Annotated in this window: 9 protein-coding genes; all 9 read left to right on the top strand. The window is 60.4% G+C overall.

What is annotated here, in order from left to right; genetic code table 11:
* Window positions 1-9 precede the first annotated feature (9 nt).
* The 9 genes from AC50YL_RS16535 (at window position 10) to AC50YL_RS16495 (ending at window position 18035) form a co-directional block, all read left to right on the top strand.
* Window positions 10-2232 (top strand): SfnB family sulfur acquisition oxidoreductase, encoded by a 2223-nt coding sequence (locus tag AC50YL_RS16535; protein WP_494833291.1) that lies wholly within the window; start codon window positions 10-12, stop codon window positions 2230-2232.
* Between the two features lie 30 nt (window positions 2233-2262).
* Window positions 2263-3639, top strand: a complete 1377-nt coding sequence (locus AC50YL_RS16530) for an LLM class flavin-dependent oxidoreductase (protein WP_494833290.1) — start codon at window positions 2263-2265, stop codon at window positions 3637-3639.
* Window positions 3640-3691: 52 nt separating this feature from the next.
* Window positions 3692-4669, top strand: coding sequence for an aldo/keto reductase (locus AC50YL_RS16525; RefSeq protein ID WP_494833289.1), 978 nt, complete (start codon window positions 3692-3694; stop codon window positions 4667-4669).
* Between the two features lie 433 nt (window positions 4670-5102).
* On the top strand, window positions 5103-12089 hold the full coding sequence (locus AC50YL_RS16520) for an Ig-like domain-containing protein (protein ID WP_494833288.1): 6987 nt from the start codon (window positions 5103-5105) through the stop codon (window positions 12087-12089).
* A 550-nt stretch (window positions 12090-12639) separates the two neighbouring features.
* Complete coding sequence (locus AC50YL_RS16515; protein WP_494833287.1) at window positions 12640-13785, top strand: Gfo/Idh/MocA family protein; 1146 nt, start codon at window positions 12640-12642, stop codon at window positions 13783-13785.
* 151 nt (window positions 13786-13936) lie between these two features.
* Window positions 13937-14998 carry a zinc-dependent alcohol dehydrogenase gene (locus tag AC50YL_RS16510; RefSeq protein WP_494833286.1) on the top strand — a complete coding sequence of 354 codons (1062 nt, stop codon included), beginning with the start codon at window positions 13937-13939 and terminating at the stop codon, window positions 14996-14998.
* Between the two features lie 41 nt (window positions 14999-15039).
* On the top strand, window positions 15040-15879 hold the full coding sequence (locus AC50YL_RS16505; RefSeq protein ID WP_161742661.1) for a helix-turn-helix domain-containing protein: 840 nt from the start codon (window positions 15040-15042) through the stop codon (window positions 15877-15879).
* Complete coding sequence (locus AC50YL_RS16500; RefSeq protein WP_494833285.1) at window positions 15876-16676, top strand: TIM barrel protein; 801 nt, start codon at window positions 15876-15878, stop codon at window positions 16674-16676. Before AC50YL_RS16505 ends, AC50YL_RS16500 begins: the two co-directional genes overlap by 4 nt.
* Window positions 16677-16703: 27 nt before the next feature.
* Entirely contained in the window at window positions 16704-18035 is a 1332-nt protein-coding gene (locus AC50YL_RS16495; RefSeq protein WP_494833284.1) for an ABC transporter substrate-binding protein, read from the top strand.
* The last annotated feature ends 56 nt before the right edge of the window (window positions 18036-18091 follow it).

Below are 18091 nucleotides of genomic sequence, written 5' to 3'. Positions count from 1 at the left end.
AGGCTGCGTATGTCGATTCGTATAGATGCTTTGCAATCCGAGGAGCCGAGCGTGCCGCATGCCCTGGCGCTGGCGTACGCGCTGGGGGAATTGCCCTTGGATCTTCGCCGTAACGAAATCCCGATCGCCCGGAATGCCGGTTCCTTCCTGCTGCGCAGAAACGAGGGGAATGACGACTTCCTCGCATTCGAGCATCCTGTCCGGGCGCTTGGGCGATTAGCGGCAGGAGAAAAGATCGCGGTAATCGGTCTGCAATTGCAGGAGCGGCATAAGGTCGTCCTCGTGCGTTCGGGATCCGCGCTGCGTACCGTGGCCGATCTTAAAGGGGTGGGCATCGGGATCGCGGGTCGCGATCCTTCGGCGATCGGATTGCGGAAGCGGGAAGCGGCCGGACTGATGGACGACGCGCTGAGACGGGCCGGCTTGCCGGTTGGAGCGCCGGTTTGGCTGGAGCTGCCCGCCGAGCGCGTTCATGACGATGCGGTCACAGGAAGCGGCGAACTTCACGCACTGCTGCATGGCAAAGTAGAGGCGGTGTACGTCGAACGCGCGGTTTCGCCCGAAACGCGGCAATTGCTGGGCGTTCGGGAATTGGAGGGCTTTCTTCCTGCCGCCCCGGAGCTTACGGCACTGATCGTGACGTCGCGGTGGCTTAAGGAGCGGCCGGAAGACATCGAACGTCTGCTCGCGCATATCCATTTGGCTGCCGAATGGGCGATTCGCCATCCCGCGGAAGCGCATCGATTGGCGGCCAAGCAGCTCGGCGTTCCCGAGCAAGCGATCGGTTCCTTTTATTCGGAGCGGCTTCATCGGCAATTCGGAGTCGACCTGGCCGAGCGGAAGTGGGGTCGCCTCGTCAGTCTTCGCAAGGAATTGCAGGCGGGCGGATGGCTGCAGGGCGAGCTCGCGTTGGATCCTTCGCAAGGGCATGCCGTTCTTCGGAAGGCCGCGGCAATCGCGGAAAGCGGGGAAATCGAGCGGCCCCAAAAGGAGCCGCTTTCGCTTTATTCGGAACGCGATCTGCCGCTATCGTTTTTTTTCGAACGGCCGCCGGCGCGTAGGCTGCATAGCGATGAAGAGGCTTTGGCGGCTGCGCGGACGTTCGCGGATGAGATTCGTGCCGGCGCGTCGGACCGCGATCGCGGGCGCAGTCTGCCGCTGACGGAAATGCGGCGGCTGGCCGAGCTCGGCTTGCTTGGACTTGTCGTGCCCAAAGCGTACGGCGGGCCTGAAGTAAGCACGCGCACGCTCGTCGACGTCTTTAAAATCATTTCGCACGCGGACGGATCCATTGGCCAAATTCCGCAAAACCATCATTTTTTCGTCAAGACGATCGAGTTGATCGGCAGCGAGGAACAAAAGAGCTTTTTTTTCCGCGAGGTGCTGCAAGGCGCTCAATTCGGCAACGGATTGGCGGAGCGGAGCCGCGGCAAAGGGGAAAGAAAGATCAAAACGTCCATTCGCCGGCCGGACGGGGACAGCGCGTACGAGCTGAACGGCAGCAAGTTTTACTCGACGGGAGCGTTGTATGCCCACTGGCTTCCCATCACCGCTTTAAACGAAGCCGAGCAGCGGGTGACCGCTTTCGTGCCGCGGCATGCGGCCGGCGTGACCGTGCTTGACGATTGGTCGGGGATCGGACAGCGCACGACGGCGAGCGGCAGCGTGGTGCTTCGCGACGTCGAGGTGCCGGAGATGCAGGTGCTGCCGCATTGGAAAATATTCGAGGGTCCGCAATACTTCTCGCCGTTCGGTCAAATCATGCATGCGGCCATCGACTTCGGCATCGCGCGCGCGGCCTTGGAAGATGCCGCGGCGTTCGTGCGATCCCATACGCGTCCGGCCTACGGCAGCGGCGTCGCCACGGCGGCCGAGGAGCCCGATCTGATCCGCCGCTTCGGAGAACTCGGCATTCGCCTGCAGGCGTCCGAAGCCTTGTTGGATCGTGCCGCCGAGGCGATCGACCGGGCGCGGGCCGAAATAAACGCGCAAACCGCCGGCCATGCGGCGCTGACCGTGGATTCGGCGAAGTGGCTCGTGACGGAGACGGCGATCGAGATCACGAATGCGCTCTTCGAAGTAGCCGGCACTTCCTCCATGGATCGCAAACATAATTTTGACCGTCATTGGCGCAACGTTCGCATCCATACCCTTCACGATCCCGCCCGGCTTAAGCTGCATCATGTCGGGAAGTGGTTTTTGAACGGGGTCTATCACGAATATAAAATATAGGCGTACTCTAACGCAAAGGCGGCACGTGCAATGGGAAAACGAATGATCATGAACGCGTTCGACATGAACGGCGCGATGCATAATTCGCACGGCTTATGGAAGCATCCCGACAGCGAGCGGCATCGCTACACCGAATTATCGTATTGGGCGGAGATGGCGCGGCTGCTGGAACGGGGGAAATTCGACGCCTTGTTTTTTGCGGACGTGGTCGGCATCTACGATGTCTACAAGCAAAGCCGGGAGCCGGCCATCCGGGATGCCGTGCAGGTTCCGCTTAACGATCCCGCGCTTATCGTGCCCGCGATGGCTGCCGTTACGGAACATTTGTCGTTCGCCGTTACCGTCACGACGACGTACGAGCATCCTTATGCGCACGCGAGGCGCTTCACCACGCTGGATCATTTGACGAACGGCAGAATCGCCTGGAATATCGTGACGTCTTACTTGCCGAATGCCGCTTTGAATCATGGTTTGGCCAAAATGATCCGCCACGACGACCGTTACGAGCTGGCCGACGAGTTCCTGGAGGTCGTCTATAAGCTGTGGGAAGGCAGTTGGGAGGCGGACGCCGTGGTTAGGGATGTCGAGCGCGGCGTGTATGCGGAGCCGGGAAAGGTGCATCAAATTGACCATGAAGGCCGGTTTTTCCGCGTGCCCGGCCCGCATTTGTCCGAACCGTCGCCGCAGCGGACGCCGGTCTTGTACCAAGCGGGAAGCTCGGAGCGGGGCCGCGATTTTGCGGCCAAGCATGCGGAGTGCGTGTTCGTCGGGGGGAATTCCAAGGCGTCGCTCAAGTCCGCGATCGAGGATATTCGTAACAAAGCCGAACGATTGGGCCGGGATCCTCGGAGCATCAAGATGTTGACGGGTCTGAATGCGATCGTCGGACACACGAGAGAGGAAGCAGAAAATAAGCTGAAGGCCTATGCCGCGCTATGGAGCGGGGAAGCGGCGCTTGCCCAATTCGGAGGCTCCAGCGGCTATGATCTGTCCGCGTACGCGCCCGACGAATATCTCGCGTACAAAGCGACGGATCACGGGCAAAGCCGGGCCGCGCAATTCACCAAACAGGTTCAGAACCGCCTTACGGTGAGGGAGGTCATCGAGCGGATCGGAACGCTGGACAGCCGGCAGGGGCGATTGCTGACGGGAACGCCGGCGGATATCGCGGACGCCATGCAGGAGCAGATGGAGGAAACCGGGCTGGACGGGTTTAATCTTGCTCATCTGGTCACGCCGGGAAGCTTGCGCGAATTCGTCGATCTCGTGGTTCCCGAGCTCCAGCGACGGGGGATCTATCAGAAAGACTATGAACCGGGAACGATGCGGGAAAAGCTCTTCGGTCCGGGGAACCGTTTGCTGCCGGAGCATCATCCCGCTTCGCAATACCGGCGCGATATGGGTTAGAATCAAGACAGGGGAGGCAGTATCCCTACTTGATACGGGAGGCGATCATGCGATGAGATTCAGAACGGTCGGCAAGACGGGCATCCAAGTATCGGAGCTCTGCTTCGGTACGATGTCCTTCGGCGGGAATGCGGATAAGGAAACCTCCAAGCAGATGTTCCATCGCTGTTTGGACAAAGGCATCAATTTCTTCGATACCGCCGATGTCTACAGCGGGGGCGTTTCCGAAGAAATACTGGGCGAGTTGATCGAAGGCAAGCGCGACGAGCTGGTTTTGACGTCCAAAGCGGGTTTCCCGTTCGGTTCCGACCCGAACGCCCGGGGAGCTTCGCGCAGGCATTTGTTCTTATCCGTGGAACAAAGCTTGAAGCGGCTTCGCACCGACCGCTTGGATTTTTATTTTATCCACCGTTTCGATTCGTTGACGGCGATCGAAGAGACGCTTCGCGCGCTCGACGATTTGCAGCGGCAGGGCAAGATCCTCTATCCCGCCGTCAGCAATTGGGCGGCTTGGCAGATCGCGAAGGCGCTGGGCATCTCGGCCAAGGAAAGCTTGGCCAGCTTTGAACTCATGCAGCCGATGTACAATCTTGCGAAGCGCCAGGCGGAAGTCGAGCTGTTGCCGCTGGCCGAATCGGAAAAGCTGGGCGTCATCAGCTATAGTCCGCTGGGCGGCGGCTTGCTGACGGGCAAATACGGCATCGGCAAGAAACCGGCCGCGGGCAGGCTGGTCGAGCAGAGCAATTACACGAAGCGGTATAACGATGAAGCCTATTATGCGATTGCCGATCGATTTGCGGGCTATGCCGCCGAGAAGGGCATTCATCCCGCGACGTTGGCGGTCGCGTGGGTTCTTCATCATCCTGCCGTAACTGCTCCGATCATCGGCGCGCGGAACCTGGAGCAGCTGGAGCCGTCGCTTGCCGCGGCAGACTTGGATTTTACGAGCGAATGGCGCAAGGAAATTACCGCCTTGTCCATCGATCCTCCGCTTGCGACGGATCGCAGCGAAGAGGCCGCGGGCCGCTAGATTTTTATTGCTGCTCCATGTGAATCCGTTCAGGGCCAGTCTGATCAAACTTGATCGGACTGGCTCTTTTTTATCTGCAAACGGGACGGCACGAATCCGGCGATCGCGAAGCATTGCGGTCGCATCAGATAGAAGAGCGAGAGTACGGGATGCGGAATGGCCGCCGAGAATAGCGATTATCAGCCTGCGCGTAGCTGCTTTATAGTACCTAAAAGCGCTTCTTCTTTAGGTATTCTTCACTAGAATATGCTATTCGATGGGTCGAATGGGGTGGTATAATGTCGATATATGGCAAAAAAAGGAGCGGTGCGAGTCGGTTGTACGGCCAGTCGCATTCTTGTTGATTCTATTGAATTCTTTACATAGGTTACAAGCTTGAATGCAATGAATCCCGTCGAATGAAAGCAATAACTTACTAGAGAGGAAGTTTGGTATGAAGTACGATTTACGGAGGGCATCGCGCAGGTTATGGAAGAGAGGAATACACGGAGCGCTCTGCCTGATGCTCTTGTCCGGATTAATGTGCGCAATCGGCAGCCGACAGGCGCATGCGGACGCAACGGTATCGACATGGAATGCATTGACGAATGCGTTCGGAACCGAGGCCAGCGGCAGCACCGTGACGCTCGGCGGCGATATCGATCAACCGTCCGGCTCGCTTGCCGTGCCGTCGGGAAAAAGCCTGATCCTCGACTTGGCGGGGCATAGCCTTGCCATTAAAACGAGCGATTTGTATGCCGCGGCCATTCAGGTGCGCGGCGGGGAGTCGCTGACCATTAAAGATTCCGTCGGAAACGGAACGCTGACGGCAGACGCGAGAGCCGGCATCGGCGCGGGCATCGGAGGGGATTTTAAATCTTCCGCTGGAACGATCACGATTGAGAGCGGGACGGTGAGTGCTTACGGAGGCTTCGATGGAGCGGCTATCGGCGGGGGACAGCAAAGTCCCAACGGCGGTAATGTAACAATCAACGGCGGGAACGTAACGGCTGTCGCCGGCGGCTCCTCGGCCGGTATCGGCGGTTCCAGCTACGGCTCCGGCGGCACGGTAACGATCAACGGCGGGAACGTGACCGCAATCGGCGGCACCAGAGGCGCGGGTATCGGGAGCGGTTATAGCGGGGCCAATGCAGGAACAGTCACGATTAACGGAGGGACCGTGACGGCAACCGGCAAAAACGGAGGTGCGGGCATCGGAGGCGGAGGTCAGTCCCCGGGAGCCAATGTGACGATTACCGGAGGCGTCGTGACCGTATCGGGCAACGGACAAGGCCCTCCCATCGGTGGCACGCCGTTCGGTTCTTTGGTCAACTCCGGAACGATTGAAATCGCAAGCGGAAACCAGCTCTCGATTCCAGCCGGCGTGACGGTGACGAACACTGGAACGATCAAGGGGACGGTTACCGGATCCGGAGCCGTGGACGGCAATAATTATACCGTTAATTTCGACTGGAACGGCGTCCCTCAGACGAATCCGGCTTCCGTAACCATCTACACGGCCTCATTGGCAGGGGCCGGCAAAGCCTTGCCCGGGTTGGCTCTTACCGGTTATATGCTGGACGGATGGTATACGCAGCCTTCCGGCGGAACGCGGTTCACGGAATCGAGCGCGATCGGCGGCAGCGTGACGCTTTACGCGCATTATACGTCGGATTTGGTTGCGCCGACGGTGGCGCTGACGGCTTCGGCGGGCATTACCAACCAACCTTTTACGGTGACGGCAGCTTTCAGCGAAGCGGTGAGCGGCTTCGCGGATGGCGATGTGACGGTAACGAACGGAACCGCGGGCTCCATCCAAGGCAGCGGAGATACGTACGCGTTCTTGGTTACGCCGACGGCGGATGGTCCGGTAACGGTCAAGGTTGCGGGCGGCGCGGCCGCTGATGCTTATGGCAACGGCAATGCGGTCTCGTCAACCCTGACGGTCACGTACGAGCGTGTGGCGCCCACGGTTGCGTTGTCGACGACGGCGTCGAGTCCGATGAACGGGGCGTTTACGGTGACGGCGCAATTCAGCGAGAACGTAACGGGCTTCGCTGTAACCGACATTACGGTGAGTAACGGCATTGCAAGCGATTTTACCGCGGTGAGCGGAACGAAGTATACGTTCGTCATCGTTCCGATCTCAGACGGTCCGGTTATGGTCAACGTAGCTGGTGCCGTGGCGCATGACTCGGCGGGGAACGCGAATACGGCGGCGCAGGGGCTCAGCCTGGCGTTCGACGCCGTCTCGCCGACAGCGATGCTCACCTCGACTGCAGTCGGTGTGACGAATGCGGCGTTCACGGTGACGGTGCGATTCAGCGAGAACGTAACGGGCTTTTCCGCTGCCGGCATTACGGTGGGAAACGGCACGGTCGGCAGCTTCAGCGCGGTTAGCGGATCCGTGTATACGTTCGTCATAACTCCAACGCAAGAAGGGGCAGTCATGGTCAGAGTGGATGGAGGCGTGGCGCAAGACGCGGCGGGGAACGCTAATAAGCCGGCGATATCGCCGATCTTCCTGCAATACGACATAACTTTGCCGAGGGTGACGCTAAGCACGGAGATAGCTTTGACAAACGCGCCGTTTACGGTGACGGCGGCGTTCAGCAAGATCACAATTGGCTTTGATGCTGCCGACATCGCGGTAGGGAACGGCACGGTCGACAGCTTTACCCGCGTGGACGCGATTACGTATACGTTCACGGTATTGCCGACGGCCGACGGGGAGGTCACGGTAAAGGTATCTGGAGCCGCGGTGCAAGACGCGGCGGGGAACGAAAATAACGCATCGAACCAGCTCAGCGTCATGTATGACCAGAGCCCGCCGACGGTCGCGCTCGGCACGACGGCGGGCGATACGACGAATGCGGCGTTTACGGTGACGGCGGAGTTCAGCGAGAGCGTAACGGGCTTCGACGTGACCGATGTCGCGGTAGGTAACGGATCGGCTGGCAGCTTTAGTGCGGTGAGCGGATCCAAGTACACGTTCATCGTCACGCCGGCGGGGGAAGGAACAGTTACGGTCGACGTGGCTGGGGCCGTGGCGCAAGACGCGGCGGGGAACGCGAATACGGCGGCGACGCAGCTCAAGCTGGTCTATGACAAGACGTCGCCGAGATTGACGCTCGGCACGACGTCGGTCAGTCCGACGAACGCGGCGTTTACGGTGACGGCGGAGTTCAGCGAGAACGTAACGGGCTTCGACGTGACGGATGTCGCGGTAGGTAACGGATCGGCTGGCAGCTTTAGCGCCGAGAGCGGGACGAAGTATACGTTCGTCGTCACGCCGATGGGCGACGGGTCGGTTACCGTCGACGTGGCCGGAGGCGCGGCGCAAGACGCGGCGGGCAATGGAAACGCGGCGGCGGCGCAGCTCAGCCTGGTATACGACAAGACCGCGCCGGCGGTGACGCTCGGCACGACGGCGGGCAATCCGACGAATGCGGCGTTTACGGTGACGGCGGAGTTCAGCGAGAACGTAACGGGCTTCGACGTGACCGATATTACGGTGGGGAACGGAGAGGCAGGCGGCCTACGCGCCGAGAGCGGAACGAAGTATACGTTCGTCGTCACGCCGACGGGGGAAGGGATAGTTACGGTCGACGTGGCCGCAGGCGCGGCGCAAGATGCGGCAGGGAATGGAAATGCAACGGCCACCCAGCTCGGCGTAACGTATAATAGGACCGCGCCGACATTGACGCTCGCCACGACGGCGGGCAATCCGACAAATGCGGCGTTTACGGTGACGGCGGAGTTCAGCGAGAACGTAACGGGCTTCGACGTGACGGATGTCGCGGTAGGTAACGGATTGGCTGGCAGCTTTAGTGCGGTGAGCGGAACGAAGTACACGTTCATCGTCACGCCGGCGGGGGAAGGAACAGTTACGGTCGACGTGGCTCAAGCCGTGGCGCAAGACGCGGCGGGGAACGCGAATACGGCGGCGGCGCAGCTCGGCCTGGTATACGACAAGACCGCGCCGGCGGTGACGCTCGGCACGACGGCGGGCAATCCGACGAATGCGGCGTTCACGGTGACGGCGGAGTTCAGCGAGAACGTAACGGGCTTCGCTGCGACCGATATTGCGGTTGGTAACGGAGAGGCGGGCAGCTTCCGCGCCGAGAGCGGTACGAAGTATACGTTCGTCGTCACGCCGATGGGCGACGGGTCGGTCACGGTCGACGTGGCCGCAGCCGTGGCGCAAGACGCGGCGGGCAATGGAAACGCGGCGGCGGCGCAGCTCAGCCTGGTATACGACAAGACCGCGCCGGCGGCGACGCTCGGCACGACGGCGGGCAATCCGACGAATGCGGCGTTTACGGTGTCGGCGGAGTTCAGCGAGAACGTAACGGGCTTCGACGTGACCGATATTACGGTGGGGAACGGAGAGGCAGGCGGCCTACGCGCCGAGAGCGGAACGAAGTATACGTTCGTGGTCACGCCGATGGAAGAAGGAGGAGTTACTGTCGACGTAGCCGGAGCCGTCGCGCAAGACGCGGCAGGAAACGCAAATACGGCGGCGGCGCAGCTTGGCCTGGTATACGACAAGACCGCGCCGGCGGTGGCGTTGTCGACTGCGGCAGTCAGTCCGACGAATGCGGCATTTGCGGTGACGGCGGAGTTCAGCGAGAACGTAAACGGCTTCGACGTAACCGATATTGCGGTGGGGAACGGGTCGGCTGGCAGCTTTAGCGCCGAGAGCGGAACGAAATATACGTTCGTCGTGACACCGACGGCCGACGGGACGGTTACCGTCGACGTGGCCGGAGGCGCGGCGCAAGACGCGGCGGGCAATGGAAACGCGGCGGCGGCGCAGATCAGCCTGGCGTACGACAAGACCGGGCCGGCGGTGACGCTCGCTTCGGCGGCGGGCAATCCGACAAACGCGGCGTTTACGGTGACGGCGGAGTTCAGCGAAGGCGTAACGGGCTTCGACGTGACCGACATCCTGGTGGGGAACGGAACGGCAGGCGGCTTTAGCGCGGAGAGCGCGACGAAGTATACGTTCGTCGTGACGCCGACGAGCGACGGGACGGTTACCGTCGATGTGGCCGGAGGCGCGGCGCTAGACGCGACGGGAAACGAAAATACGGCAGCGGCCCCGCTCAGCCTGACGTATGACGCGAGTGCCCCTGCGATCGCTTTCGATCCCGTCAACAACGCCGATCCCGCGCAACGCGCGGAGTCGACGGTAATGGTGACGGATACGGCCGACGTTCCGGACCTGTTCTATGCATGGACGCCAGGCGAGGCCGCCCCGCCGGTCGAAGACGCGGAGTGGCAGGCTTTCTCCAGCGGAGACGCGTTGATTCAAAGCGGCGGAAACGGCAATTGGTACCTGCATATTCACGCCGTGGATCAAGCTGGAAATGCCGCCGACGCCACGGCCGGTCCGTACGTGCTGGACAACGCCGCGCCGGTCCTGGTCCCGAACGGCGACAATCCGTTATATGTCGCGGCGGGAACCTCGTATGCGGAACCCGGCGCGCAGGCGAACGACAACATCGACGGGGAGCTGGATGCGGACGCCATTGCGGTCAGCGGGGAGGTAGACACGACTCGTCTGGGCAGCTACGAAATCCGGTACGAGGCGATTGACCGGTCGGGGAACGTCGGGACAGCGACTCGAATCGTACATGTCTACGATGGCGATCAGCCGTTGATCCGTCTGAACGGCGACAATCCGATGGTCGTCGCGCTGGACGGTACGTTCGCGGACCCGGGGGCGACGGCGCAGGATGCGCAGGAAGGCGATCTGACGAGCGCGATCACGGTTACGGGTGCGGTCTACACGAATAAAGCGGATACGTACTACCTGACATACGACGTGAAGGACGCCGCCGGGAACGAGGCGCCGACGGTAACGCGCTCGGTGCACGTGATTGCGCCGCCGGCCATTACGCTGCTGGGCCAGCCGGAGATGACGATTAGAGAAGGCGAAGCATTCGCCGATCCGGGGGCGCTGGCGACGGACGCCTATTACGGAGACTTGACCGGCCAAATCAAGATAAGCGGAGCGGTTGATCCGGAAACGCCAAGCGTTTACACGCTGCATTACGAGGTCAGCAATCCAATTGGCCAATCGGCGGAAGCGGTTCGGACCGTGACGGTTGAGGCCGCTCCGGTCACGCCTCCCATCGGCGGCGGCAACGGCGGATCCGGCGACAGCGGCGACGGCGGATCCGGTCCTGGCGGAGGCGGACCGGTCAATCCTCCTGCCGATTCAGACGACGCCAGCCGGGTAAAGATCATGATCAACGGCGTGGGCAGTTCGGTAGAGGCATCAACGGAAACAACGGGCGACGGACGGACCGTGACGCGCCTGCGGCTGACGCCGGAACAGACGGCGGGGCTGTTCGGCGCATCGGCGAAGGCGGTCATCGAAGTCGCCGGGCTCGGCGTCGATGCGGTTACGATCGAGCTGCCGGCAGAACCGCTTCATGATGCGCTTATCACGCATCCGAACGCTGAACTGTACGTCATCGTCGACGGAAACGGTGTTCGCATGCCGCTCCATGTCGTGCAGGCGGATGCGGTCGTGGCGGTCACGATCGGAAAAGCGGCGTCGGCAAGAAGCGATGCACTGCGCGGCGCGATCGCCGGATCGGGGGCGGAAGCGCTGCTTGATCGCCCGATTGAATATACGCTGCAGGCGGATGGACATGCCGTCAAAGGTTGGGACGCCGCCTACCGGGAAAGGATACTTGCGCTGCCGGCGCCGGCCGATGCGGATCATGCGGCGGTCGTATGGATCGATGAGCACGAAACGCTTCACTTTGTCCCGGCGGTATTCGCTCGCGACGGTATGACGGTGACTATTCATTCGCCGCATGACGGCCTGTATGCGGTCATCCGGTCGGATCGAACGTTTGCGGACGTACAGGATCATTGGGCAAGGACCGACATCGAGCTGTTGGCGAACAAGCTTATCGTCGACGGCCGGCCGGATGGGGAATTTGAGCCGGAAGCGCCCGTCACCCGCGCCGAATTCGCGGCGCTGCTCGTACGCGCGCTCGGTTTGGTCGCGGCGGGCGGAGAAGGGCTTTATACCGATGTGGAAGCGGCGGACTGGTATGCCGGGGCCATCGGGACGGCGAAGCAAGCCGGCTTGATCGACGGCTACGGGGACGGTACGTTCCGGCCGAACGAGAGCGTCACGCGCGAGCAGATGGCGACGATGATCGCCAGGGCGCTGGCTTTTGCCGGCAAATCGCCCGAAGCGAATGCGGCCGCGTTGAAGCCGTTCGCCGATGGTACGGATATTGCGGCATGGGCCGCCGATGCGGCGGCGCAATTGGTCGAAGCAGGCATCATGCAAGGAATGGCCGGCACGGAGTTCGCGCCGGATGCGAAAGCTTCCCGCGCGCAATGCGCCGTCATGCTGAAGCGGATGCTGGTCTACTTGCAATTCATCAACGGATCGGCGAATGGATCCTAACAAAATGTTGAAACGAACAAGCCTCGTTGCCTGCAGGCGACGGAGCTTGTTGCTTGTTGATCACGTCGGAGAGAAGAGCATAACTAAAAAGGGAACAGGCGCTGATCGCGGCCTGTTCCCTTTCATTTTTCCAAGACTGGTATTCGGCATCGAAGCGACCATCATTCGACGACCGGCTGACGGAACAGACCGGCACAATCGGCCTCTTCATCCCCGCCGTCGGGACGCCGTTACGAGCGATGCTTGCGATAATCCCCCCGGCATGACGCCGGCATGCTTCTTGAACGTCCGGTTGAAATGGCTGATATGGTTGAAGCTAAGATACGTTCAGGAATAAGACCGCGAGCAACCACTCTTTCCGAGAGTGGTTGCTTGCGTTGGAGGAGGCAAAGGCGTTGACTCGCTCGCCGGCGAAAACCTGTATAACTGCATGTTTATCCTGTACCTGTACGCTTATGGAAAGGCCGGAGCTCTTTATATAATTGGGGTGCGGATTCTTTATAAGTGATTATACCCTTGGCTCATAGGGCTGGAATGGAGAGGATAGCGGTTGGAACAACTAAAAGTCGGCATCGTCGGAACGGGATTCTCCGCAGGCTTTCATCTGGAAGCGCTGCGCCGCCTTCCTTATATAGAAGTCGTGGCCATCGCGGGCAGCTCGCTCGACAAGGCGAGGGAGACGGCCAAGAAATACGCGATTCCGCGGGCGTATTCGAACCCGGAAGCGCTGATCGCGGATACCGACGTTCAGGTCGTCCATAACTGCACGCCGAATCACCTGCATTTTCCAATCAACGAGGCTGTCCTGCTGGCCGGCAAGCACCTCTTGTCGGAGAAGCCGCTTGCGATGAACGCCGGCGAATCGGCCAAGCTCGTCGAATTGGCTAAACGGCAGGATGCGGTCAGCGGCGTATGCTACAACTACCGGCACTATCCGCTGGTCGCGGAAACCCGGGACCGGATTCGTTCCGGGCAGACGGGCCCCGTTCATCTGATAACGGGCGGTTACTTGCAGGACTGGCTGCTGGAAGACACGGATTACAATTGGCGGCTGCATGCGGACCTCTCGGGGGCGACGCGGGCGATTGCCGATATCGGATCCCACTGGTGCGATCTGGCGCAGCATATTACCGGTCAACGCATCGTGGAGGTGTTCGCGGATCTGAAGACGCTGCATCCCGTCCGCAGGAAGCCGCTTCCCGAACCGGATGCGGGCGGAAGGCCGCAGTACGAGGAGATTCGCATCGCGACCGAGGATTTCGGCAGCGTGCTGGTTCATTTCGAGAACGGCATCCACGGCGTGTTCACCGTCTCGCAGGTAAGCGCCGGACGCAAGAACAAACTGTTCTTCGACTTGTCGGCGGAGCGCGAGTCGCTGCACTGGGATCAGGAGGCGGCGAACAAGCTGTGGATCGGCAGCCGCGGCTCGGCCAGCCTCGTCGTCGGCTGCGATCCGGGAGAGCTCTCGCGGGAAGCGGCGGCCATGGTCCATTATCCCGGCGGGCATGAAGAGGGCTGGCCCGACGGCGTGAAGAACCTCTTTCTGAATTTCTATCAAGCGGTTCGCGAGCGCCAGGAAGGCGTCTCCGACAGGACGCCGCCGACGTTCGCGTCGATCGAAGAAGGCCATCATATGATGCGGATCAATGACGCGATTGTCGAAAGCTGCCGCATCAAGTCGTGGGCTCGGGTATAATCGGACCTGTATTAATGATAAGTATCCATAAAAAAGTGATAAAGACACGTCCTCCGATGCCCGGTATACTTGAATTGTAAGCGCTAAACAAAATAAATCGATCATGATTGTTATCATTGCTTTGGTAACGATCTAACGGAGGAATACGCTCATGCCCAAACAACTGCTCGCGGCGGCGCCCAGAAAAGCAGCAATCGGCGATTACGAAGAACGGCAGCTCCAACCGAACGAAGTCAAAGTGAAGGTGGAACACGCTTCGCCGAAGCACGGCTCGGAGCTCGCGGGCTTCCGCGGCGAAAGCCCGCATACGGCGGATTACTTCGACGAAGAGTGGAACATGTTCTTGCAGCGGGAGACGAGCGATAAAGAGACGGACGGCGGGTTCGGCAGATGGAACCTCGGCAACCAATGGGTCGGCATCATTACCGAAGCGGGAGCGGACGTCAGCGAATACGCCATCGGCGACCGCGTGTGCGGCTACGGCGGCGTGCGCGAGACGCATATCGTCAATGCCGTGAATAACTACTATTTGAAGAAAGTGCCCGCGGGCATGTCCTGGAAGAATGCGGTATGCTTCGATCCGGCGCAATTCGCGCTCGGCGGCATCCGCGACGCGCATGTGCGCGCCGGCGACCGCGTCGCGATATTCGGCTTGGGCGCGATCGGCCAGATCGCGGCGCAGATGGCCAAACTGGCCGGGGCCAGCTGGGTAGCCGTCATCGATCCGATCGAGAAACGCCGCGAAGTCGCGATCCGCGCCGGCGCCGATGCGGGATACGATCCGGTGAACCAGGACGTCGGCCTGGAGCTCAAGAAAGCGACCGGCAAGCTGGGCGTCGACGTCATCATCGAGACCAGCGCAAGCGAATTCGCGCTTCAACAAGCTTTGAGAGGTTTGGCGTACGGCGGCACGATCGCCTTCGTAGGCTGGGCACGGGCATTCAAGGGCGGACTGGACCTTGGACGCGAGGCGCATTTCAACAATGCCAAGATCGTATTCTCGCGCGCGTGCAGCGAGCCGAATCCGGATCATCCGCGCTGGAGCTGGAGAAGGCTCGAGGACGTATGCTGGGATATGCTGCTTAAAGGGAAGCTCGATTGCGAGGAGATCATCAACCCGGTCGTGCCGTTCCTGGAATCCGCCGACGGCTACGAGCAGTACGTCGACCAACGTCCGGATCTCAGCATCAAGCTGGGCGTCAATTTCGTCTAAAGCCCGCGGACCGGCAGTCTTATAGAACGAGGGGGAGCGCCATGAATCATCAGCTGGACTTTCTGCTGCAAAATGCCGAATTGAAAATCGTGGAATTCGATATGAACTGCAGAACGGAAATGCGGACGTTCAAGCGGACGCTCCCTTATTATATGATGTCCTATCATAAGAAGGGCAGCGCCAAGCTCCGGGTCGGCGACGAGACGTACGATATTCCGCCCGGATCCATCATTTACGTGCCGATGAACGTGGAGCATGACCATTTCAAGACGAGAACGGACGAAACCGAGTTTCTGTGGTGGCATTTCACGCTTCAGATCGCGGGCGTCATGGACGTCATGAAGATGTTTCAGATTCCGTATCTGTTCAAGCTGAACGATGCCGAGGCATTCGAACGGGTCTTCATGCAGTTCATGGAGGCGACGTCGACCAGCCGGCCGCTGCTCCTATCGGCCATTCTGAAGCAAGCGAAGGCGCTCGAGCTGCTCTATATGATCCTCGACAGCGCGATCTCCCGGAAGGACATGATCGGCAACCCGATGCAGTCCCAGAGTTTTCTCAATCTGCTGGCGCGCATCGTGCAGCATCCGCAGGAGCAGCTCTCGCTTCAGAGCTTGTCGGAAGAACTGCATATGCATCCTACGTATATTTGTAACCGCTTTAAAGAATTGTTCGGCAAGTCGCCGATGCAGGTGCAGCGGGAGATGAAGATCCAGCGGGCCAAGACGCTGCTCGAGACCAGCGAGATGTCGATTACCGAAATCGCGCAGGCCCTGGGCTCGAACGAGCTGCAGAACTTCACGCGTCTGTTCAAATCCTATGTCGGCGTGTCGCCGACGCAATATCGCAATCTTAAACTCAAATGGAGGAATACCCCTTGAAAATCGCGACGCAGGATAGATCCTTCTTCGGCTCCACGTACGAGCAGAAGCTGCAATCCTTGAAAACGCTCGGCTTCGAAGGCTTCGAAATCGACGGCAGAAACTTGATCGAACGGTTTGACGAGATCCGCAAGGCCGTCCGAACGACGGGGATTCCGATCAGCTCGGTCTGCGGCGGGTACCGCGGCTGGATCGGCGCTTTCGACCCCGAAGAGCGGGCCAAGGCGATAGCGGACATCGGCGAAATTCTGACGTACGCGGGAGAGATCGGCGCCGCCGGCGTCATCGTGCCCGCCGCGTTCGGGATCTTCTCGAAGAAGCTGCCGCCGTTTCGGTCGCCGCGCGATGCCGCGGAAGAGCGCCGGGTTCTGCTGGACTCGCTCGGCCAACTGAACGAACGCGCGAACCGCGCCGGCAGCCGCCTGCTGCTCGAGCCGCTGAACCGTTACGAGGATCATATGATCAACCGGTTGGACGAAGCGGGCAGCCTCATTCGCGAAGGCGGGTTTTCGGGCGTGAAAATCATGGCCGACTTCTTCCATATGCAGATCGAAGAGCCGGACGTCCATGCGAGCCTCCGCGCCGAAGCTTCCTTGATCGCGCACGTGCATTTGGCGGACAGCAACCGTCTGCAGCCGGGTTACGGCCATACGGATTTCGCGGCGTATTTCAAGACGCTGCGGGACATCGGCTTCGGCGGCTACATGGCCGTCGAATGCGAGCTTGCCCCGGGCGACGGCATGCAGGCCTACGCGGAGATGGCGGCTTACTTGAAGACATGCAGGTCCGCGGAATAAACAGACGCCAATAGGGAGGGTCTTTCCATGAATCATCGTTTTCCGAAACTGTTGACCGTACTTGCGCTCGCATCCGTTTTAGCGCTGTCCGCCTGCTCCTCGTCCTCGAAGGACGGCAAGACGAACGGGGACGCGAACGGCCAAGCGGCCGAGGAATCGTTCACGCTCAAAGTGCCCGATGCCGAGATCTGGGGCGAAGAAAGCTCCGCGCTTCAAACCATGTACGATGCGTACGAGGACAAGCATCCGAACATCAAACTCGAGCAAGTCACCATGAAGGATGATCAGACCCTCGCCGCCGCGCTCGTCTCCGGAGAGGCTCCGGACCTGATGCTGATGGACCCGTCGGCGGCCAAAGAACGCTACAAGAGCAATTATCTCGCGCCGCTGGACGCGTATTATTCGAAATACGGCTGGGATGCGACGATGTATAAATGGGCGAAGAACGCCTACGTCGAAGACGACAAAGCGATCGGCATTCCATGGAATTACGAAGGCTTGATTCTCATGTACAACGAGTCGATGTTCAAGGACAACGGTTGGACGATCCCGACCGACTATGACGAGCTGATGGCGTTGGTCCCGAAAATCAAGGAGAAGGGCATCATGCCTTTCGCATGGGGGTCTTCGGATAATCCGGGCGTCGACGATTGGTGGGTGACCAGCATCGTGAACAGCGTGCTCGGCCCGGACGGCACGAAGCAGCTGTTCTCCGGCGATACGAAATGGACCGATCCGTCCATCGTCGAAGCCATTCAGCGCTACAGCGATTTCTGGAACGCCGGTTACGTGACCGACAAGAAGTCGTACGCGATTTCCCAGGACGACAGCATGCAGTTGTTCTTGACGGGCAAAGCGGCGATGCGCTTGGACGGAACCTGGAGTCTCGCCGCCGACAACGAACCCGATTTCGATATCGGCTTCGCTCCGTTCCCGAGCTGGAAGAACGACGGCACGCCGGTCATCCCGCTCGGCGTCGGCGGAGGTCTCGTCATCAACGCCCAATCGGAGCATAAGGATGCGGTCGCGGAACTGCTGAACGAGTTCTTCAGTCCCGAAGTCGTGAAGACGATGGCGCAGCACGGCATTCCGGAGCCGATCGAGACGGATTACGGCGCGATGGACCTGAAGCCGAACGTGTCCAAGGCGCTCGACATGATCAACGACGCCGCCAAAGACGGCAGAAGCGGGTACGTGGCCTGGTCCTACGGACCTCCGCGGGTCGTGCAGGTGCTCGAATCCGACTTTCCGAGCGTGTACCTGAAGAAAACGACCGTGGAAGCCTGGTTGGCCGATCTGCAGCAGAAGAAAGAGCAGGACGTCGCCGAGAACCGGATCTTCGATCTGGCGAACTACTGATCGCGCCTCGTCGGTAAAGGATAGCGCGGTCCGGATGATCGAACCGCGCTTTTCTG

It is taken from the genome of Paenibacillus sp. J22P277 (assembly GCF_059383675.1).
Note: the sequence above shows the minus strand (reverse complement) of the source record. Positions and strands in the feature narration are given on the sequence as shown.

Bases quoted from the DNA above. Each gene is read 5' to 3' on its own strand.
- AC50YL_RS16535 (WP_494833291.1), top strand. From the start codon at position 10: ATGTCGATTCGTATAGATGCTTTGCAATCCGAGGAGCCGAGCGTGCCG.
- AC50YL_RS16530 (WP_494833290.1), top strand. From the start codon at position 2,263: ATGGGAAAACGAATGATCATGAACGCGTTCGACATGAACGGCGCGATG.
- AC50YL_RS16525 (WP_494833289.1), top strand. From the start codon at position 3,692: ATGAGATTCAGAACGGTCGGCAAGACGGGCATCCAAGTATCGGAGCTC.
- AC50YL_RS16520 (WP_494833288.1), top strand. From the start codon at position 5,103: ATGAAGTACGATTTACGGAGGGCATCGCGCAGGTTATGGAAGAGAGGA.
- AC50YL_RS16510 (WP_494833286.1), top strand. From the start codon at position 13,937: ATGCCCAAACAACTGCTCGCGGCGGCGCCCAGAAAAGCAGCAATCGGC.
- AC50YL_RS16505 (WP_161742661.1), top strand. From the start codon at position 15,040: ATGAATCATCAGCTGGACTTTCTGCTGCAAAATGCCGAATTGAAAATC.
- AC50YL_RS16495 (WP_494833284.1), top strand. From the start codon at position 16,704: ATGAATCATCGTTTTCCGAAACTGTTGACCGTACTTGCGCTCGCATCC.